The organism is Acetobacter sp. JWB (assembly GCF_003323795.1).
GTDB classification, from domain to species: domain Bacteria; phylum Pseudomonadota; class Alphaproteobacteria; order Acetobacterales; family Acetobacteraceae; genus Acetobacter; species Acetobacter oryzifermentans.
Genome location: NZ_CP030871.1, coordinates 1,273,494 through 1,289,349 on the forward strand (window position 1 = coordinate 1,273,494; position 15,856 = coordinate 1,289,349).

Here is a 15,856-nt window from a genome sequence, read left to right on the forward strand (position 1 = left end):
TTATTGTGGAGAATTCCGGCATGCGTCTGGTTACTCATCTTTCTTCTGCTTCTTTGGCTTTGGCTGCAGCATTTTCTCTGTGTGTTGCAGCGCCGGCTCAGGCGGCTGATAAGCCGCAGGCACTGGTTGATAAGGCAGCCCTGAGCGTGCAGGATGTTTTTGTAGGCGCAACCAGCCGAAGTCCGATGGTAACCAATCTGGCTAAAGCGCGTGCTGTCATGGTGTGCCCAGATATGTTCCGCATGTCTATTGCATTTGGCGGCGCACATGGTGGCTGCCTGCTGCTGGCGCGTGATGCGCGCGGCTCGTGGTCTGATCCGGCATTTTACACCCTCAGCACCGCATCATTCGGTTTGCAATTTGGGGTGCAGAGTTCCGAGATCGTTTTCTTTGTCATGACGGATCGCGGCTTGCAGGCTCTGCTGGATAGCCAGTTCCAGTTTTCTTCCAATGCAGGTGCCTCTTTTGCCAGCATGAGCACGGCAGTTGCTAAGGGGAATGCTGGCGCGCGCAATACAGATATTCTGATTGCCCAGAAATCTCAGGGTGTATTTGCCGGTGCTTCTCTGGGAGGCAGCAAGCTGACAGTGAACAGTGATGCTAACCGTGAATACTACAAGCAGAGTGTTGGGCCGGAAGATATTGTGGTGAGCATGCGTGTGAATAACCCGGATGCAGACCCCCTGAGGAGTGTGCTGATGCGTTATGCAGCCATGGCAAAAAACGTAAGTGCATCTTCTACATCCTCACGCGCATCTAACAGCAATACGGTTTCTCAGAGCGATGCAGATGCTCTGGCAGCAGATACCGTTGGGGCATCTGGCGGTGGTGGTATCAAGCAGGAAAGCCTGAGCCCGTCTAGATAAGTTTTTCTGGGTTACAAAATTAAGCGCTTTCTGCCCTTTATGGGATGGAAGGCGCTTAATGCGTATTATGCTGCCGAAAAGCAGAAACATTCCGATTATGTTCAGCCAGAGTGGTGGAAAAATTATGTCCACCATTGCCATTGGCCACAAAGAAAAGTGCATCTCCACTGGCAGGATGTGCTGCCGCTTCTAATGCGGACATGCCGGGTGAGCAGATAGGCCCGGGAGGCAACCCTGTAACAACATATGTATTATATGCGTCTGGCGTAGCAAGATCAGTGCGCGTAAGTGCGCGGCCCAACGGCGGGTTACCATGTGTTATGGCATAAATCACGGTTGGATCTGTTTGCAGTTTCATGCCTTTTTGCAAGCGGTTTAGAAAAACACGTGCAACCATGGGCCTTTCTGCAGGTAAGGCTGTTTCTTTTTCTATCAGGGATGCCAGAACAAGCAGAAGCTGTGGGGATGGTATCATGCCATCAAGGGCTGGATCATGCTTTTGCCAGACAGTATCTAGCGCCGTTTGCATGGCGTTTTGCGCACGTTTTACAATATCCGCACGTTCGCTATTCCGCAGGTAATTATAGGTTTGCGGTAATATGCTGCCTTCTGTGGGCAAGGGTGTTTCGCCCTCTAAAAAAGGAGCAGAGGCAATAACAGCTTGGATCTGACGGGCAGAAAGCCCTTCAGGAATGGTCAGCTTATGTAAAACAGGTTTACCATGCCGCAGAATAAACAGCACATCCTGCATGGAAACATGCTGCGGAAAATGCAGTTCTGCTGCGTGTAGCTGGCCGCTTTTACGTGTAAGAGAAATGGCCGTGACAAACAGCTTATCTGTGAACCAGCCAGATGGCAGCACCTGCGCGTGTTGCAGTGCATTTAAGGTGCTGGCGTAACCACCGTGTGGCACAACAACATCTATAGCTTCTGGCAAAAGCCCCGGTTTTATATAGCTATACCATGCAAAAAAACCTGTTCCTCCCCCTGCTAATGCAGAAAGAAGAAACAGGCCCCCTAGCCATTGCAGGGCAGCACGACCTTTTTTGGTAGGCTGTTTTGCAGGCTTTCTTTTTGGTTTAGACGCCACGCACAATCAGGCTGGCATTTGTGCCGCCAAATCCAAAGCTGTTAGAAAGAGCCACGTTGATTTCCCGCTGCTGCGCTGTATGGGCAATGCGGTCAATCACGCTTTCACGCGATGGGTTATCCAAGTTCAGCGTAGGCGGCGCCACGTTGTCCCGAATAGCCAGAATGGAGAAAATGGCTTCTACTGCACCAGCCGCGCCAAGCAAATGGCCTGTGGCCGATTTGGTGGAAGACATGGCCAGCTTACGGGCATCATCACCAAACAGGCGTTCAACAGCTTCCAGCTCAAGGTCATCCGCCATGGTGGAGGTGCCGTGGGCGTTAACATAGTTGATGTCTGCCGGGGTAAGATCTGCACTTTTCAGTGCAGCGCGCATGGCACGGTATGCCCCGTAATGGCCTTCTGCCGGTGCGGTAATGTGGTATGCATCACCAGACATGCCATAGCCGATAATTTCGCCATAAATTTTGGCGCCACGGGCTTTGGCGTGTTCATATTCTTCCAGCACCACAACGCCGGAACCTTCACCCATTACAAAACCATCACGGTCTTTATCCCATGGGCGGGAGGCTTTTCCGGGGGTGTCATTAAAGCCGGTAGATAGCGCACGGGCTGAGCAAAAGCCAGCAATGCCCAACGGGCAAACGGTTGCTTCTGCACCACCAGCTACCATTACGTCGGCATCACCAAACATGATAATGCGCGCGGCATCACCAATGGCATGCACGCCGGTAGCGCAAGCCGTAACAACTGAATGGTTTGGCCCCTGAAAACCATATTTGATGGAAACATGGCCAGAAACCAGATTGATGAGAGCGGACGGGATAAAGAACGGCGAAAGACGCCGCGCCCGACCTTCATGCACGGTAATGGAGGCATCATAGATGGTTTGAAGACCACCAATGCCAGAGCCAATCATTACACCGGTGCGGCATTTATCTTCTTCGGTTTCGGGTTTCCAACCGGAATCCTCCACCGCTTCCGTTGCTGCCACCAACCCCATGTGAATGAAGCGGTCCATTTTGCGCTGGTCTTTGGGGGAAATCCACTCGGAAAGTGTAAGCTTTCCTTCTGCGGTCGGCCCTTCCGGCACTTCCCCAGCCACATGGGCCGGCAGATCGCTTGGGTCGAACTGCGTGATTCTACCAATCCCGCTTTCGCCTGCAATCAGACGTGACCATACGTTTTCAACACCCAGACCCAGAGGTCCGACGATGCCCATTCCGGTGACGACTACCCGTCTCCGTCCAGAATTTACTCCGGCCGACTGCAACAAACCAGCCCGCTCCCTGTTCTGCACGTATATGGTCCCTCAAATAGTAGAGGGACCCACAGTTCCGTTAAACGCAAAATTACCTGAAAATCAGGCAGCTTTTTGCTTTTCGATGTAATCGATAGCATCTTTAACGGTGGTGATTTTTTCCGCTGCATCTTCCGGGATTTCGACATTGAAGGCTTCTTCAAACGCCATCACCAGCTCAACGGTATCAAGGCTGTCAGCGCCCAGATCATCGATGAACGATGCATCCGGTGTGACCTTGCTTTCCTCGACGCCGAGATGCTCGACCACGATTTTCTTAACCTTATCAGCGATTTCGCTCATCTGTCTTTGTATCCCATAGGCCCGGTTTTACATGCGGGCAGGTTGTTCTGGTGCCTGCTCTACCACAATCCCTATTGGTGGAAGAATAGAAAACAGCACTGCTTCCGTTATTCTTCCCCAGCAACAGGGGTTGCGGGCGCTTAGCACGTTTTTCCATCACAAGCCAAGGCAAACCGGAAAAGTCTTTCTTCCGCCCCCTTGATTATGCGCGTGTTTGCATAGTCTGTCTGCCACATCTGAAAGTATTTTGCACCCTCTCTTCTGCGCAGACATTCTAGAGGCCAAATTTAAGGGAGAACTCCCTTAAACCATTGCCATGCCGCCGTTTACGTGCAGCGTGGTGCCTGTAATCCATGCGGCTTCGTTTGATGCCAGATATAGCACGGCAGAAGCCACATCTTCTGGCTGGCCTAGGCGGCCCAGTGGAATCGCACCCAGCAGTTTTTCTTTTTGCGCATCGGGCAGAACGTCTGTCATGGGGGTAACAATAAAGCCTGGGGCCACAACATTTACCGTAACGCCACGCGAACCGGCTTCCTGCGCCAAGGATTTGCTCATGCCCACAATACCTGCTTTTGCAGCCGCATAATTGGCCTGCCCAGCATTGCCGGTGGAACCGATAACAGAGGAAATATTGATAATACGCCCTGCCCGGCGGCGCAGCATGCCCTTAAGTGCGGCACGGCACAGCCGGAAAGGAGAGGACAGATCAACGTTTAGAACCTGATCCCAGTCTTCATCTTTCATGCGTAGGGCCAGCATATCGCGCGTAAGGCCCGCGTTGTTGACGAGAATATCAACAGGCGTCCCAGCTGCTTCTTCCGCTTTGGCAATAAGGCCATCGGCTTCTGCTGGATCAGAAAGGTTGGCTGCCACGTAAAATGCACGCCCTTCCCCCAGTTCTTCCGCCTGCTTCTGCAACACGGCTTCACGCGTGCCAGACAGCACAACCTTTGCACCCTGTGCGTGCAGCAAACGCGCAATGGCGCTGCCAATACCGCCTGTTGCGCCTGTAACCAGTGCGGTTTTTCCGTCCAGTTTGAACATAATTTTTGTTTACCCGCTGTTTTTACAAAGTTTTCAGGAAAGATTCGATATCGGCTGGCGTGCCCACAGAAAGACCAGATACTTCGGCATCAATGCGTCGCACCAAGCCAGAAAGCACCTTGCCTGCACCAATTTCTACAAATGTATCCACACCCATGCCGACCATAGCGGCTACACTTTCCCGCCAGCGCACACGGCCAGTAACCTGACGCACCAGATTTTGCCGAATCGTATCGGTATCTGTTTCGCGCTCGGCTGTTACGTTGGCAATTACGGGCACAATCGGGGCGGTAATGTCAGCTTTGGCTAATGCTTCGGCCATCACATCTTCTGCTGGCTTCATGAGCGAAGAATGAAATGGTGCAGAAACCGGCAGCTTGAGTGCGCGCTTGATCTTCAATTCTTTGGCGATAGCAATGGCTTCATCAATACCTGCAATCTTGCCGGAAATAACAATCTGGCCGCCGCCGTTATCATTGGCAATTTCTACATCGCCTTTGGCAGAGGCTTTGGTGCAGATATCTTCTGCCTGTGCCAATGTTACGCCAATCAGGGCCGCCATGCCGCCTTCCCCAGCGGGAACTGCTTTCTGCATGGCCTGCCCGCGCAGCCGTAGCAGGCGTGCGGCTTCTGCCACACCAAAGGCACGCCCCGCGGCCAGAGCAGAGTATTCCCCCAGAGAATGCCCAGCAAGCAACGTAACTTTGCCAGCAAGATCCAAACCGCCATCCTGTTCCAGAACGCGCAGAACAGCCATGGACACAGCCATAAGTGCAGGCTGAGCGTTTTCTGTGCTGGTAAGGCTTTCTATCGGGCCTTCAAAAATGATTTTGGAGAGTTTTTCGCCCAGGGCGTCATCAACTTCTTCAAAAACAGAACGCGCCGCAGGAAAAGCCTCTGCAAGCTCCTGCCCCATGCCAACAGACTGGCTGCCCTGTCCGGGAAAAACAAATGCGTAAACGGCCATGATACTCACTGTTCCAAATTTTTCCTTGCCAAACGGATGGAAGCCACCTGCTTTGGCAAGATCATGAACTGCACGGGCTGCTTTCTATGCTTTGCGCAATATGGCGGCCCATAAAAGGAAGCCACGCAAAACGCAGACCGGCAGGAAATCGGGGGCAGAATACGGCGCAGTTTAACGCCGCACAATACGCCAGCCCAGAACAAGCAGTGCATCCCAAGGCAGGGCAAGGCATTCATGCGCGATACGTAGGAGTTTTTTGCGCATGTTGGGAACATGCGGCTGAGCACGTAAAAATGGCACGGGCTGCACTTTCCACCCCGCAAGACGCATGAGCAAAACACAGCGAGGCAGGTGCAAAGGGCTGGAAACAACCGCTATGGGCTGAGCCGTAAGATACCCTGCCCGGCGTAGCAGATGCGTGCAAGCAACAGCGGAATCAAACGTATCTCCTGCCGTGGGCTCGGGCAGAATACATTTTGGAGCAATACCAGCCTTTAACAGGCAGGCGGCCATAACGTCTGCTTCCGTCTGGCCATTTTGTGGCACGCCACCTGTGGGAATATACATAACAGGCCCATGCGCAGCGCCAAACATAAGCGCAGAATGCACCCTGTTTAACAGCGCAACAGACGGGCTGCCATCCGGGTTGAGGGCTGCACCAAAAATAATGACGGGCAGTGCTGACATTTCAAATCTCTTTCCCGCAGAGAATGTTTTTAAGCCGGTGGACGCAAGAGCACGCGGTTCAGCCGTTCCAAAGTAGTAAAACCTTCTGCCCACACTTTGCGAAATTTGTTTTCTGAAATACCGCGAGGTGCCACGGCTTCTGCCAAAGCACCAACAGTACGTTCACCATCAATCAGGGGCAGGATGCCGCGCATTTGTGGTGGCAAGGGAATGGGCACAACCAATGTGCCAAAAGCAAAAGGCAGCGTGTGGTCTGGCTGCATCTGCTTGGCCAATTCTACCCCCGGTATTTCACGCATGATTGGCACGGCAGAAAAATCCATGGGGTCTGGCGGCGTAATGCGTGCGCCCTTGCGGACAACATAAGCAACATGAGTGGGCATATTACCTGCAAGGTCTTCCGCTATGGCAGCCTGCTGTTGCCACGGCAGGCTGCTTATGCGCGCGCGCAGGCGTGGATCTGGCAAAAACAGGGTTGGATCATATCGTGCCGGTTCCATTAAGCAGGAAGGTTCCAGCCCGGCTTTGCCCAGAAAATCCAAAAACTCTGTAACGGTATAAGCGCGGTCTCTGGGGTTCAGCAGCAGATCGTATAAGCCTGCATCACCGCCAGAAAGGTGATCTCCAAAGTTGCCGTTCTGCCGCAACCACGCAGTGGCAGGCAGCGTGCGCATCACGCGGCGTGCCATATCGAGCCGTGTTTGAGGAGATTCGGAATGAGGCGCAATTTTTTCCAGCGCATCCTGCACCATGTAAACACCTGTGCGTCCATAAGGTGCATAGACCATCAGCCCCATGCCACCACCGGGTGCGAGGTGTTTTTCTAACATGGCTAATGCGGCATCAGGATCTGGGAGATGATGCAGTACGCCACAGCAATCAATATAATCAAAAAGCCCCAGATCCAGCGCATCCAGTTCTGTCAGAGACCCCTGAATGAAGCGGATATTTGCCAGCTCCCGCGTTTGCGCCCGCGCTTGCGCAATGGAAAGCGCCTTTTGGGAGCGATCTACACATACAACCTCACCGGGGCGTCCGGCACGTTGCAGGTGTGTTGCCAGCATAATGGCACCATCCCCGGTGCCGCACCCTGCCACCAATGCCCGCAAAGGCTGGCTTTGCGGTCGTTTGGCACCAAAAACCCAGTAGTCAATTTCCCGCAAATGGCTGGGGCTGCCTATTAAAAGGCGCTTGGCCTCATCCTGCGGGTTTCTTTCTGGGTATGGATACACCTCATATTGGGCGGCTAGGCTGGAATCGCGCGTATCGGCGGGGGATTGATCTGTCATGCTGGCGCGGCCTTTCCTTAGCGGGGCAGCAGTTTGCCGCGCTGCCAGGCTTCTGCTGCTTCATCGGCTGTCATGCCTTCAACACGCATGGCGTAATCCATGGCGCTGATAATTTTGGCGCTGAGCATCAGCTCATCCAGTTCGTCCAGAAGATCCTGCTCCATTTCATCCTTGATTTCTGTACGGATCAGAATGCGCGCGTCCTGTTCGCCCCCCAATGCATTTTTGGGATCGTTCAGAATACGGAAACCGCCAATGTGGAACAGAAAGCAAGGCTGAAACAGTGGCATCAGCACCAGTTCTTCCCGCTTGAGGGCAGCGTTCAGTTCTGCCAGTGCTTCTTCATCCGGTAACACTTTCAGGCTGAAGCCGGCGGTATCCAGCCCATACTGCTGCAACACTTTTTCCATGTGTTTTTGCAAAGATTCAGGCGTGATAATCGTGCGGGAAAGTTCTGGCCCAGCCTGTGCTACGTCATCCAAAGATGTCAGCGGCGTATCTTCTGCAGAAATGCAGCAATGAGCTGCGGGACGAAACAGATTGCCAAGCGGAAGAATACCGGGGGCCAGCATGCCCGCATCTTCATCCGGCAGCCATGCAGAAACGTAAAAATCAACCTCACCCTTTTTGAGCATGTCTGTCAGCACGTCTTTGGGGCCGGTTACAATATCCGGCTCTACATCATTGGCTTCCAGAACGCGGATGATTGCTGCTGCCGTAGCCTCATGCACGGTGGTTTCGGGGTATGCGAGGGTCAGGCTTGTCATCTCAGGATCCTTTCAGATCTACTCGAACTGGTGATGGTCTGCGTAGTCCTTGCAGCAGGAGAAACCCATGAGGCAATCCCTGAAATGGAAATAACAGGATTTCTTAATGATTTGGTGCAAGGCTGAGGGCAAAAAAAAAGCCGCCCTTCCCTTAGACGGGAAGAAGGCGGCCAACCGGAATGCATAACTTAAACAGGGGTGTTTAAGCGGCAACAATGCCCTGTTCGCGCGGCATGACGGGGCGGATCATGTTCAAGGCATCTGCAAAAGTGTTGAAGCTGCCCAGTTTATTATCACGGATAGCATCCATAACAATCCAGCGGTTGCCGTGGCAGTAAATCTGGTAAGCAGGATCTGGAGTTTCGCGCACCCATACCACAACGTAACCAGCAGAAATGCCGGCCTGCTTCTGTTCAGACACAAAAACATCTGCATCGCAAATGCCCATGGGCTGAGCAGCCTGCACCCAACGGGTAAGGTAAGCCTGCTGGCGGGATGTGATTTCCATCTGGAATGGAATGATCTGGCAGGTGTGTTGCTGAGAAGATGCTGTTGTGCGCGGCATGGTTTCTTTTATCCCCCTGACAATCCCGGTTCGGTCTTGATGTTTGGAGTGTAAAAGAGCTGCAGCGCGCTACGCTATGAGAAAACGAATATTAACGCCTTAAAAGCAGGCAGGTTTGAGGCTTCGTGACGAAAAAAACACAAACGCACACAAAGCGCACAATTTTTATGCCTGTTTTTTGTGCAAACGACTTTCTGTGGTGCAGGAAAAAGAATCAGAACTTTGCCGAAACCATTAATGAACCATAGTTAAACAGGCCAGACTTGGCTGTGGTGAACTGCTGCGTCTGCCAAACCTGGCTGTAGGAAATGCGCAAACCGCAGAACATGAAGGCCAAACCGGCATGAATTTCACCCACATCCCACTTTTTAATCACGTGTAGGGAATTGCTGCGCATGGTGTTGCCTTGCAATGAGGCATCATACCCAACGGCTTCACCCGTTACGCCACCAAAGATGTACCATGAAAAGGGACGCCGCGATTTATAGGCATCCGTACCATCTGTGCCGGAAGCCTGAATGGTGGGTGTGCCGAAATCACTATCCAGCCCCTGCCCGATCCGGAACACATCACCAATGCGGCCATAAATCTGATAATCACCAATGGCGGCGGCGGCAGATGGCAGCATGTCAAATTCCACGCCAAACACATGCGCCAAAGGCAAACGCCAGATACGCCCACCCTGCACCTGAAAGATGGGCTGATTTTTAAGCTGATGAGACCAGCCCTGGTTTTTGGTATCACCAATCAGGCCGTGGAATCCATTCTGGAGCTGCTCGCCCAAGCCACCCGGCCCCATAATACCAAACTGAATGCCAAATACGCTGCGGGTTCTGTCCGTATCATTAATAAGATTTACGGTGCCTAGCAGCAGACTGGAATAAGGCCTGTCATTAATACGCGCAGTTTGCGCCTGCCCCGGAGCCCACGGGCTGGAAACCTGTGTATTGCGTGGCGTGAAGATAAGCTGTTGCAGGCCAATGCTAATACGCTGCACGCCTTCCCCCCAAATGGCCTTGTTAATGGCGGCAATGGGGGTGGGCAGCGTATTGGTGCCAGATGTCCAGTTAAAACGCAGGCCACTGGTATAATATTGGTCCGATGTGCCTTTTAGGGTGGTGATGGCATCGTTTTCACCCTGAAGGGTCCATGTGCCTTTGTTGTCAGAGGCAGGAGTCGCTTTGGCGGAAGAAAGAGAACACACGGATGCCCCTGCCAGCATAAGAGACGCAAGGGCAAGGCGCCGTGCGCGAAGCCGTTTTAAAACTACGGGCATGCTTTTTCTTCCATTTGGCCATGTGCGGGCATGATTCTAGGCTGTTCTTAATGGATAATACCCGCACAAGAAAGCCCGTTTCCCCTTATCCTGTCTGGCTGTGGCTATCATGCCAACGTCAGACCTCTATGGGCGCAGAGGTATCACATAACTGTGAGATCAAGAAAAGTGTGTGAAACTCCCGCCAATTTCATGCTTTCCTATAGTCGCACGCTGTTGGCTGTGCTACGGAAACAGTGGGCGCATTTGCAGCTTTCAGGAACGGGAACGGTGGCGTTTTCTTCAAATTACGTAAACCTGTCAACCCATTCCGGCAAACTGCCCGTTTTTCAATATCGGGAGAAGCTTCAGCCTTCTCCGTACTCCAGGATCAAGACCGTTGAAAAGTAACAGGACCGACCGCAGCTCTCGTTTTCCTCGCCGCGGCGGATTTGATGACGATTACATGTCCATGCCTTCCTTTGGTGAGCGCCCTGCTTTTGGTGGCGGTGACCGTGGTGGATTTGCACCGCGCCGTGGCGCTGGTGGTCCGCAGGTTGTGGCTTCCGGGCCGGAAGTTGGTGCAACTGTTAAATGGTTCAACAGCGAAAAAGGCTTCGGCTTTGTTGAACTGGCAGATGGTACCGGTGATGTATTCCTGCACGCCAATGCACTCTCTCAGGCAGGCCATCAGGGTGTAAGCCCGGGTGCGACACTGGTTGTACGGATTGGCCAGGGCCCGAAAGGTCGCCAGGTTGCGGAAGTTATTTCCGTTGACGAAAGCACCGCCCAGCCAGAACGCCCCCGTGCACCGCGCCCCGGTTTTGGCAGCCGTCCGGCTGGCCGCCCAGCCCCGGATCTGTCCATGGCTGAAGACACACGTGGTACCGTAAAATGGTACAACTCTGTCAAAGGCTTTGGCTTCATCACACCGGAAAGCGGCGGTAAGGACATTTTTGTTCACGCTTCTGCTCTTGAACGGTCTGGCCTGAGCGCACTGAACGAAGGTCAGGGTGTAAACGTAAAGGTGGTTCAGGGCCAGAAAGGCCCAGAAGCTGCTGAAGTTTCTCCGGCCTGATCCTGATTTTAGAATTAGGTTTCAAGAAAAAACCCCGGTTATGCCGGGGTTTTTTTTTATGGGCTCTAGCTTGAGACTGTGTCCGTTTTTATAAAGTGGACGGGAACGTTTAGTAGTCCCCTTTCCCCTTATTTCGGATTAAGCGCGCTTTATCACGCTGCCAATCTCTGTCTGCAATGCTCTGCCGCTTGTCGTGGGTTTTTTTGCCAACGCCTAAGCCAAGCGTAACTTTAGCCAAGCCTCTCTCATTAAAATGCACATTCAATGGCACCAAAGTTGCGCCCTGTTTGGCAATGGCGCCGATAAACTTACGCATTTCCTTCCGGTGCATCAGTAATTTACGTGGCGCACGCGTATCAAAACGGGAAAGAACCCCCCCCTGATATTCAGGAATATAGCTGTTAAACAGCCATAGTGATCCATCCCGTTCGCCAGCAAAGGCTTCGTTAATGGTGGCACGGCCAAGACGCAGGCTTTTAACCTCGGCACCTCTTAGTACAAGCCCAGCTTCAATGGTTTCCAGAATATTATAATTGAAGCGCGCCTTACGGTTTTGCGCCACCATGCCATGAGAGATCATGGAACTTTTGGCAGATTTTCCCGATTTTGAACTCATCAGTTTAGTAGCCCGATATCAACAAGGGCCGCACGAACCTTCTCGCGAGAAGGTTCGGTGAGGGGGGCAAGCGGTAGGCGGCAGGTTTCACCAGCCAGCCCTAACAGGCTGGCAGCGTATTTGGCCGGAGCCGGATTGCTTTCGCAAAAAAGCGTATCATGCAAAGGCAAAAGCTTATCCTGAATAGCAATGGCATCCTGCACGCGGCCTTCCTGCCATGCTTTTTGCACATTGGCACACAAAGCAGGCGCAACATTGGCGGTTACACTAATGCAGCCATCGCCCCCGGCAGCCAAAAACGCCACAGCGGTACCATCTTCCCCAGAAAGCTGGTTAAAGCGTTTTTCTACGGCGCGGCGCACCTGCAATGGGCGCAGAAGGTTGGCTGTGGCATCTTTTACACCAATAATATTTGGGTGCCGTGCCAGACGCGCCATTGTTTCTACGCTGATATCAACAATGGAACGGCCCGGAATATTGTAAAGAATAACCGGAATGGAAATGGCATCCGCAATAGCCATGTAATGCCGGTAAAGTCCTTCCTGCGTGGGTTTGTTATAATAAGGCGCCACTACCAATACAGCGCTTGCTCCAGCTTTTTCTGCGTACTGAGCCAGATCTACGGCTTCGGATGTGCTGTTTGATCCCGCACCCGCAATAACAGGAACGCGGCCCGCTGATACTTTAATGGTGCGTTCTACAACCGCGTGGTGTTCAGCATGAGAAAGGGTTGGGCTTTCTCCCGTTGTGCCAACGGCGCATAAGGCAGATGTTCCCTCACGGATCTGCCAGTCCACCAGTTTTTCGAACGAGGCAAAATCCAGACTGCCGTCCCGGTTCATGGGGGTAATCAGCGCGGTAATAGACCCGGAGAAAAAGGTATCAGACATGGGCAGTCACTTATCCTGAAATGGCATGTACCGGCATACTGCGCGGCGTGTCCTGCCCTTCGGCAGAGGTATGCTGGCGGAAGGGCGATTGAGGGTAGACACCTAGAATTGTGGTGTTCTGTGCAAAAAAATCAAGCTCAGCCAGTGCTTTACTCAAGCGTATATCATCTGGATGTCCATCAACATCCAACAAAAAGCGGGAGGCGGCAAAGGTTTCACCAGACATGTAGCTTTCCAGCCGGGTCATGTTAACGCCGTTGGTGGCAAAACCGCCCAGTACTTTATACAACGCGCCGGGCTGGTTTTTGACACTGAAGATGAGTGTCGTCATCACATTAGGGGTTTCAACCGGCGGACGATCTGCCGTGTGGGAGGCAATGTAAAAACGGGTGGTGTTGTGGTCTGCGTCTTCTACATTCTTTTTAAGAATGTCCAGCCCGTAGAGTTCTGCCGCCAGAGCAGATGCCACAGCAGCTTCTTCCGGTTTTTTCCATAGGGCTACCAGTTCCGCAGCTCCTGCCGTATCAAACTCGGCCACGGGTTCCAAATTGTAATCACGAATCAGGTTTCGGATTTGTCCTAAAGCTACCGGGTGGGTATGTACACGCCGCACCTGCTCCATACGTGTGCCAGGCACAACCAGCAGGCAGTGTTCTACCCTTTGAAAGTGCTCTCCCACAATTTGCAGGCCAGAAGCAGGCAATAGGGAATGAATATCAGGCACACGTCCGGCCAAGCTGTTTTCGCACGCCAGCATGGCTAGTTCTGCCCGGCCCTGATGCACGGCATCAATAGCATCGGCAAAGGTACGGCATGGCAGGGTTTTCCATCCCGGCTTGGCATTACGGCAGGCCAGATCAGAATACGCGCCCGGTGTGCCCTGAAAGGCGATAACCTTTTGTGTCATGCCTCAATTATGCTCCAAATGCACGGCGTGCACGTTCCAGATCTTCTGGTGTATCCACCCCAAATGGTGCTGATGCAAGGCGTGTGCAGCCAATACGCATGCCAGCTTCCAATGCACGGAGCTGTTCCAGACTTTCCCGCTTTTCCAAACCGGATGGTGGTAGGGCTACAAATTGTGCCAAAGCTGCTCTGCGCCACCCATAAACACCAATATGGTGCCATAGCGGCCCATCACCCCATGGAATAGGTTGGCGAGAAAAATAAAGAGCGGGCGCTATTTGTGCGTCCCCTGAAAAATCACAGACCACCTTTACCACAGAAGCCGCGTTTTTTTCTGCATCCGATGTTACAGGTGCGACCAATGTGCCAACATCGTACATCGGGTTGGCCATAACGCTCATAACGGCGTGTAGGGCTTGCGGTTCAAATGTCGGCAGATCACCTTGCAGGTTCAGCAGCACATCATATTTGCCATCGGGGTCAAAGGCTTGAGTGGCCTGCCATACTCTGTCTGACCCGGAGGGGAGGTCAGGATCTGTTAGAATCGCGGTGCCGCCTGCTGCGGTGACGGCATCATAAATTTCCTGATCCGCTGCGGCCACCACAACCGGGCCAATATTGGCGGCCATGGCGGCATCCCACACACGCAGAACCATGGGGCGGCCAGCAATGTCTGCCAGCGGCTTTCCCGGCAGGCGTGTGGAAGCAAGCCGAGCAGGTATGACAACAAGAGAAGAAACCATCAGCTTGCTCCGAAAAGCGGCTCGTCTTATAGCCGGTTGAAAGCGGCGCGTAGTTTATGAAAGCTGCACGGTAAACGCAACCGGCAGAAAGTGAGGTGCCTCCCGGCATGGATGGTAGGTTTCTGAACAGAATAGCGGTTTCCGCCTTATTAAGTGTGGGAGTGCTGGCAACATGTGTGTTTGCCGCCCGCAGTACTGTGCCAGATACAACCCCTGCCCGCCCTGCTTTTTCCTTGCCGGGGCTGGAGCCTGTACCTATCGCTCCGTTTATGGCGCAGGCCAATGTGCAACGTGGTGGCGCAACCGTAAGACAGGTTTGCGCACAGTGCCACGCTTTGGCTGGTGGATCTGCGGAAAACGCTGGGCCACCGCTGGCCAGTGTTGCAGGGCGTGCTGTGGCATCCTGCGCTGGCTACACTTATTCTACGGCTTTGCAGCAGCATGCAGGCCAACACTGGACAGACCAGATGCTGGCAGATTGGCTTATGGCCCCTGCCCGCTTTGCGCCCGGTACACGTATGTCACTCACCGGCATACCTGATCCCGCCCAGCGGGCAGATGTTATTGCATTTCTTCATACTCTCGGCGGGCAGGCTGCGCCCGCACAGGCAGGATGCACACCATGACACATTCGGAAGAACTCGGCCTTTTTACAGATGTAGCAACCATGATGGCAGATGCCGCCCGCACGGTTGTTCGCCCGTGGTTCCGACGGGATGTGGCGGTGGACGATAAAAAGGATGAAAGCCCCGTAACCATTGCGGATCGCAGTGCGGAACGGGTGATGCGCGCCATTCTGGCCGAGCGCTTGCCAGATCATGGCGTGTTTGGTGAGGAGTTTGGCCATGAAAACGCAGCGGCTCCGTGGCAATGGTTGCTGGACCCAGTTGATGGTACGCGATCCTTTGTAACGGGGCGGCCCATGTTTGGTACGCTTATTGCCCTTTGCCATCATGGCGTGCCGGTGCTTGGGCTGTTGGATCAGCCGGTGCTGGATGAGCGCTGGTTGGGCGTGAAGGGCCAGCCTACGCAGTTTTTTTCACCTCTGGGCGGACGCCCTGCTACACGCCAGAACGTGGCGTTAGAAGCAGCAGAAATGTCCTGCACCTCCCCCGAAATGCTGGAACTGGCCCCGCATACAGGTTGGAAAACCCTAAAAGCCTGCGCCAAACGCATGACATGGGGGGGGGATTGCTACGCCTATGGCCTTCTGGCTTTAGGGCAGATTGACCTGATAGCCGAATGTGACATGAATCCGTGGGATTGGGCCGCCCTTGTACCTGTTATTGAAGGTGCCGGTGGCACCATAACGGCGTGGGACGGTACGCCCTTGCGGATGGATGGAGACCGCACAGTTCTAGCTGCTGGTTCGGCCCCCCTGCATCAGCAAGCCGTGGCAACTTTGCAGGCAGATCGCTAGATTTCGGCGTCATTTCTTTATCTCTCATGCGGCAGCCCTATCAATTTTGTGGTTTTTGAGATAGGTC

The 15,856-nt window shown here is 53.4% G+C and carries 18 protein-coding genes; 4 read left to right on the forward strand and 14 right to left on the reverse strand.

Annotation, left to right across the window (positions count from 1 at the left end):
• Positions 1-20: 20 nt before the first annotated feature.
• Positions 21-866, forward strand: a complete 846-nt coding sequence (locus tag DS739_RS06100) for a lipid-binding SYLF domain-containing protein (protein ID WP_035351421.1) — start codon at positions 21-23, stop codon at positions 864-866.
• Between the two features lie 55 nt (positions 867-921).
• On the opposite strand, the gene mltG is transcribed toward DS739_RS06100, so the two are convergent.
• The 10 genes from mltG to DS739_RS06150 form a co-directional block, all read right to left on the reverse strand.
• Entirely contained in the window at positions 922-1,956 is a 1,035-nt protein-coding gene (mltG, locus tag DS739_RS06105; RefSeq protein WP_035351418.1) for an endolytic transglycosylase MltG, read from the reverse strand.
• On the reverse strand, positions 1,946-3,256 hold the full coding sequence (fabF, locus tag DS739_RS06110) for a beta-ketoacyl-ACP synthase II (protein WP_006115244.1): 1,311 nt from the start codon (positions 3,254-3,256) through the stop codon (positions 1,946-1,948). The genes mltG and fabF overlap by 11 nt, the downstream gene beginning before the upstream one ends.
• A gap of 63 nt (positions 3,257-3,319) precedes the next feature.
• On the reverse strand, positions 3,320-3,559 hold the full coding sequence (locus tag DS739_RS06115; RefSeq protein ID WP_003628807.1) for an acyl carrier protein: 240 nt from the start codon (positions 3,557-3,559) through the stop codon (positions 3,320-3,322).
• A gap of 303 nt (positions 3,560-3,862) precedes the next feature.
• Entirely contained in the window at positions 3,863-4,606 is a 744-nt protein-coding gene (fabG, locus tag DS739_RS06120) for a 3-oxoacyl-[acyl-carrier-protein] reductase (RefSeq protein WP_006115245.1), read from the reverse strand.
• 22 nt (positions 4,607-4,628) lie between these two features.
• Positions 4,629-5,573, reverse strand: a complete 945-nt coding sequence (gene fabD, locus DS739_RS06125; RefSeq protein WP_035351412.1) for an ACP S-malonyltransferase — start codon at positions 5,571-5,573, stop codon at positions 4,629-4,631.
• Positions 5,574-5,744: 171 nt separating this feature from the next.
• The gene (locus DS739_RS06130) at positions 5,745-6,260 is read right to left on the reverse strand and encodes a YdcF family protein (RefSeq protein WP_006115248.1); all 516 of its coding nucleotides are present in this window, start codon (positions 6,258-6,260) and stop codon (positions 5,745-5,747) included.
• Positions 6,261-6,289: 29 nt separating this feature from the next.
• A complete protein-coding gene (locus DS739_RS06135; RefSeq protein WP_006115249.1) occupies positions 6,290-7,549 on the reverse strand; it encodes a bifunctional 2-polyprenyl-6-hydroxyphenol methylase/3-demethylubiquinol 3-O-methyltransferase UbiG in 1,260 nt (419 codons plus the stop codon).
• A gap of 17 nt (positions 7,550-7,566) precedes the next feature.
• Positions 7,567-8,316, reverse strand: coding sequence for a glycine betaine ABC transporter substrate-binding protein (locus tag DS739_RS06140; protein ID WP_006115251.1), 750 nt, complete (start codon positions 8,314-8,316; stop codon positions 7,567-7,569).
• Positions 8,317-8,518: 202 nt separating this feature from the next.
• A complete protein-coding gene (locus DS739_RS06145; RefSeq protein ID WP_006115252.1) occupies positions 8,519-8,881 on the reverse strand; it encodes a hypothetical protein in 363 nt (120 codons plus the stop codon).
• A gap of 214 nt (positions 8,882-9,095) precedes the next feature.
• Positions 9,096-10,157 (reverse strand): lipid A deacylase LpxR family protein, encoded by a 1,062-nt coding sequence (locus DS739_RS06150; RefSeq protein WP_004449120.1) that lies wholly within the window; start codon positions 10,155-10,157, stop codon positions 9,096-9,098.
• Between the two features lie 379 nt (positions 10,158-10,536).
• On the opposite strand from DS739_RS06150, the gene DS739_RS14590 reads away from it, so the two are divergent.
• The gene (locus DS739_RS14590) at positions 10,537-11,214 is read left to right on the forward strand and encodes a cold-shock protein (protein WP_006115255.1); all 678 of its coding nucleotides are present in this window, start codon (positions 10,537-10,539) and stop codon (positions 11,212-11,214) included.
• 109 nt (positions 11,215-11,323) lie between these two features.
• Here DS739_RS14590 and smpB read toward each other — a convergent pair whose 3' ends face one another.
• From smpB to DS739_RS06175, 4 genes are read right to left on the reverse strand one after another with little or no spacing between them, the layout of a single operon-like run.
• Complete coding sequence (gene smpB / locus DS739_RS06160) at positions 11,324-11,830, reverse strand: SsrA-binding protein SmpB (RefSeq protein WP_006115256.1); 507 nt, start codon at positions 11,828-11,830, stop codon at positions 11,324-11,326.
• Positions 11,830-12,720: a 4-hydroxy-tetrahydrodipicolinate synthase gene (gene dapA, locus DS739_RS06165; RefSeq protein WP_006115257.1), complete on the reverse strand. Its 891-nt coding sequence runs from the start codon at positions 12,718-12,720 to the stop codon at positions 11,830-11,832. The genes smpB and dapA overlap by 1 nt, the downstream gene beginning before the upstream one ends.
• A gap of 10 nt (positions 12,721-12,730) precedes the next feature.
• Positions 12,731-13,627: a prephenate dehydratase gene (locus tag DS739_RS06170; protein WP_006115258.1), complete on the reverse strand. Its 897-nt coding sequence runs from the start codon at positions 13,625-13,627 to the stop codon at positions 12,731-12,733.
• Between the two features lie 7 nt (positions 13,628-13,634).
• Entirely contained in the window at positions 13,635-14,369 is a 735-nt protein-coding gene (locus DS739_RS06175; RefSeq protein WP_006115259.1) for a 3-deoxy-manno-octulosonate cytidylyltransferase, read from the reverse strand.
• A 107-nt stretch (positions 14,370-14,476) separates the two neighbouring features.
• Between DS739_RS06175 and DS739_RS06180 the strand changes: the two genes are divergently transcribed.
• Positions 14,477-14,995 carry a cytochrome c family protein gene (locus DS739_RS06180; RefSeq protein ID WP_035351409.1) on the forward strand — a complete coding sequence of 173 codons (519 nt, stop codon included), beginning with the start codon at positions 14,477-14,479 and terminating at the stop codon, positions 14,993-14,995.
• Positions 14,992-15,789 (forward strand): inositol monophosphatase family protein, encoded by a 798-nt coding sequence (locus DS739_RS06185; protein WP_035351407.1) that lies wholly within the window; start codon positions 14,992-14,994, stop codon positions 15,787-15,789. The genes DS739_RS06180 and DS739_RS06185 overlap by 4 nt, the downstream gene beginning before the upstream one ends.
• Positions 15,790-15,856 lie beyond the last annotated feature (67 nt).

Bases quoted from the DNA above. Each gene is read 5' to 3' on its own strand.
- DS739_RS06115 (WP_003628807.1), bottom strand. From the start codon at position 3,559: ATGAGCGAAATCGCTGATAAGGTTAAGAAAATCGTGGTCGAGCATCTC.
- DS739_RS06150 (WP_004449120.1), bottom strand. From the start codon at position 10,157: ATGCCCGTAGTTTTAAAACGGCTTCGCGCACGGCGCCTTGCCCTTGCG.
- dapA (WP_006115257.1), bottom strand. From the start codon at position 12,720: ATGTCTGATACCTTTTTCTCCGGGTCTATTACCGCGCTGATTACCCCC.
- fabG (WP_006115245.1), bottom strand. From the start codon at position 4,606: ATGTTCAAACTGGACGGAAAAACCGCACTGGTTACAGGCGCAACAGGC.
- DS739_RS06175 (WP_006115259.1), bottom strand. From the start codon at position 14,369: ATGGTTTCTTCTCTTGTTGTCATACCTGCTCGGCTTGCTTCCACACGC.
- DS739_RS06135 (WP_006115249.1), bottom strand. From the start codon at position 7,549: ATGACAGATCAATCCCCCGCCGATACGCGCGATTCCAGCCTAGCCGCC.
- DS739_RS06180 (WP_035351409.1), top strand. From the start codon at position 14,477: ATGGATGGTAGGTTTCTGAACAGAATAGCGGTTTCCGCCTTATTAAGT.
- DS739_RS06185 (WP_035351407.1), top strand. From the start codon at position 14,992: ATGACACATTCGGAAGAACTCGGCCTTTTTACAGATGTAGCAACCATG.
- DS739_RS06100 (WP_035351421.1), top strand. From the start codon at position 21: ATGCGTCTGGTTACTCATCTTTCTTCTGCTTCTTTGGCTTTGGCTGCA.
- smpB (WP_006115256.1), bottom strand. From the start codon at position 11,830: ATGAGTTCAAAATCGGGAAAATCTGCCAAAAGTTCCATGATCTCTCAT.
- DS739_RS06130 (WP_006115248.1), bottom strand. From the start codon at position 6,260: ATGTCAGCACTGCCCGTCATTATTTTTGGTGCAGCCCTCAACCCGGAT.
- DS739_RS06145 (WP_006115252.1), bottom strand. From the start codon at position 8,881: ATGCCGCGCACAACAGCATCTTCTCAGCAACACACCTGCCAGATCATT.
- DS739_RS06140 (WP_006115251.1), bottom strand. From the start codon at position 8,316: ATGACAAGCCTGACCCTCGCATACCCCGAAACCACCGTGCATGAGGCT.
- DS739_RS06170 (WP_006115258.1), bottom strand. From the start codon at position 13,627: ATGACACAAAAGGTTATCGCCTTTCAGGGCACACCGGGCGCGTATTCT.
- fabD (WP_035351412.1), bottom strand. From the start codon at position 5,573: ATGGCCGTTTACGCATTTGTTTTTCCCGGACAGGGCAGCCAGTCTGTT.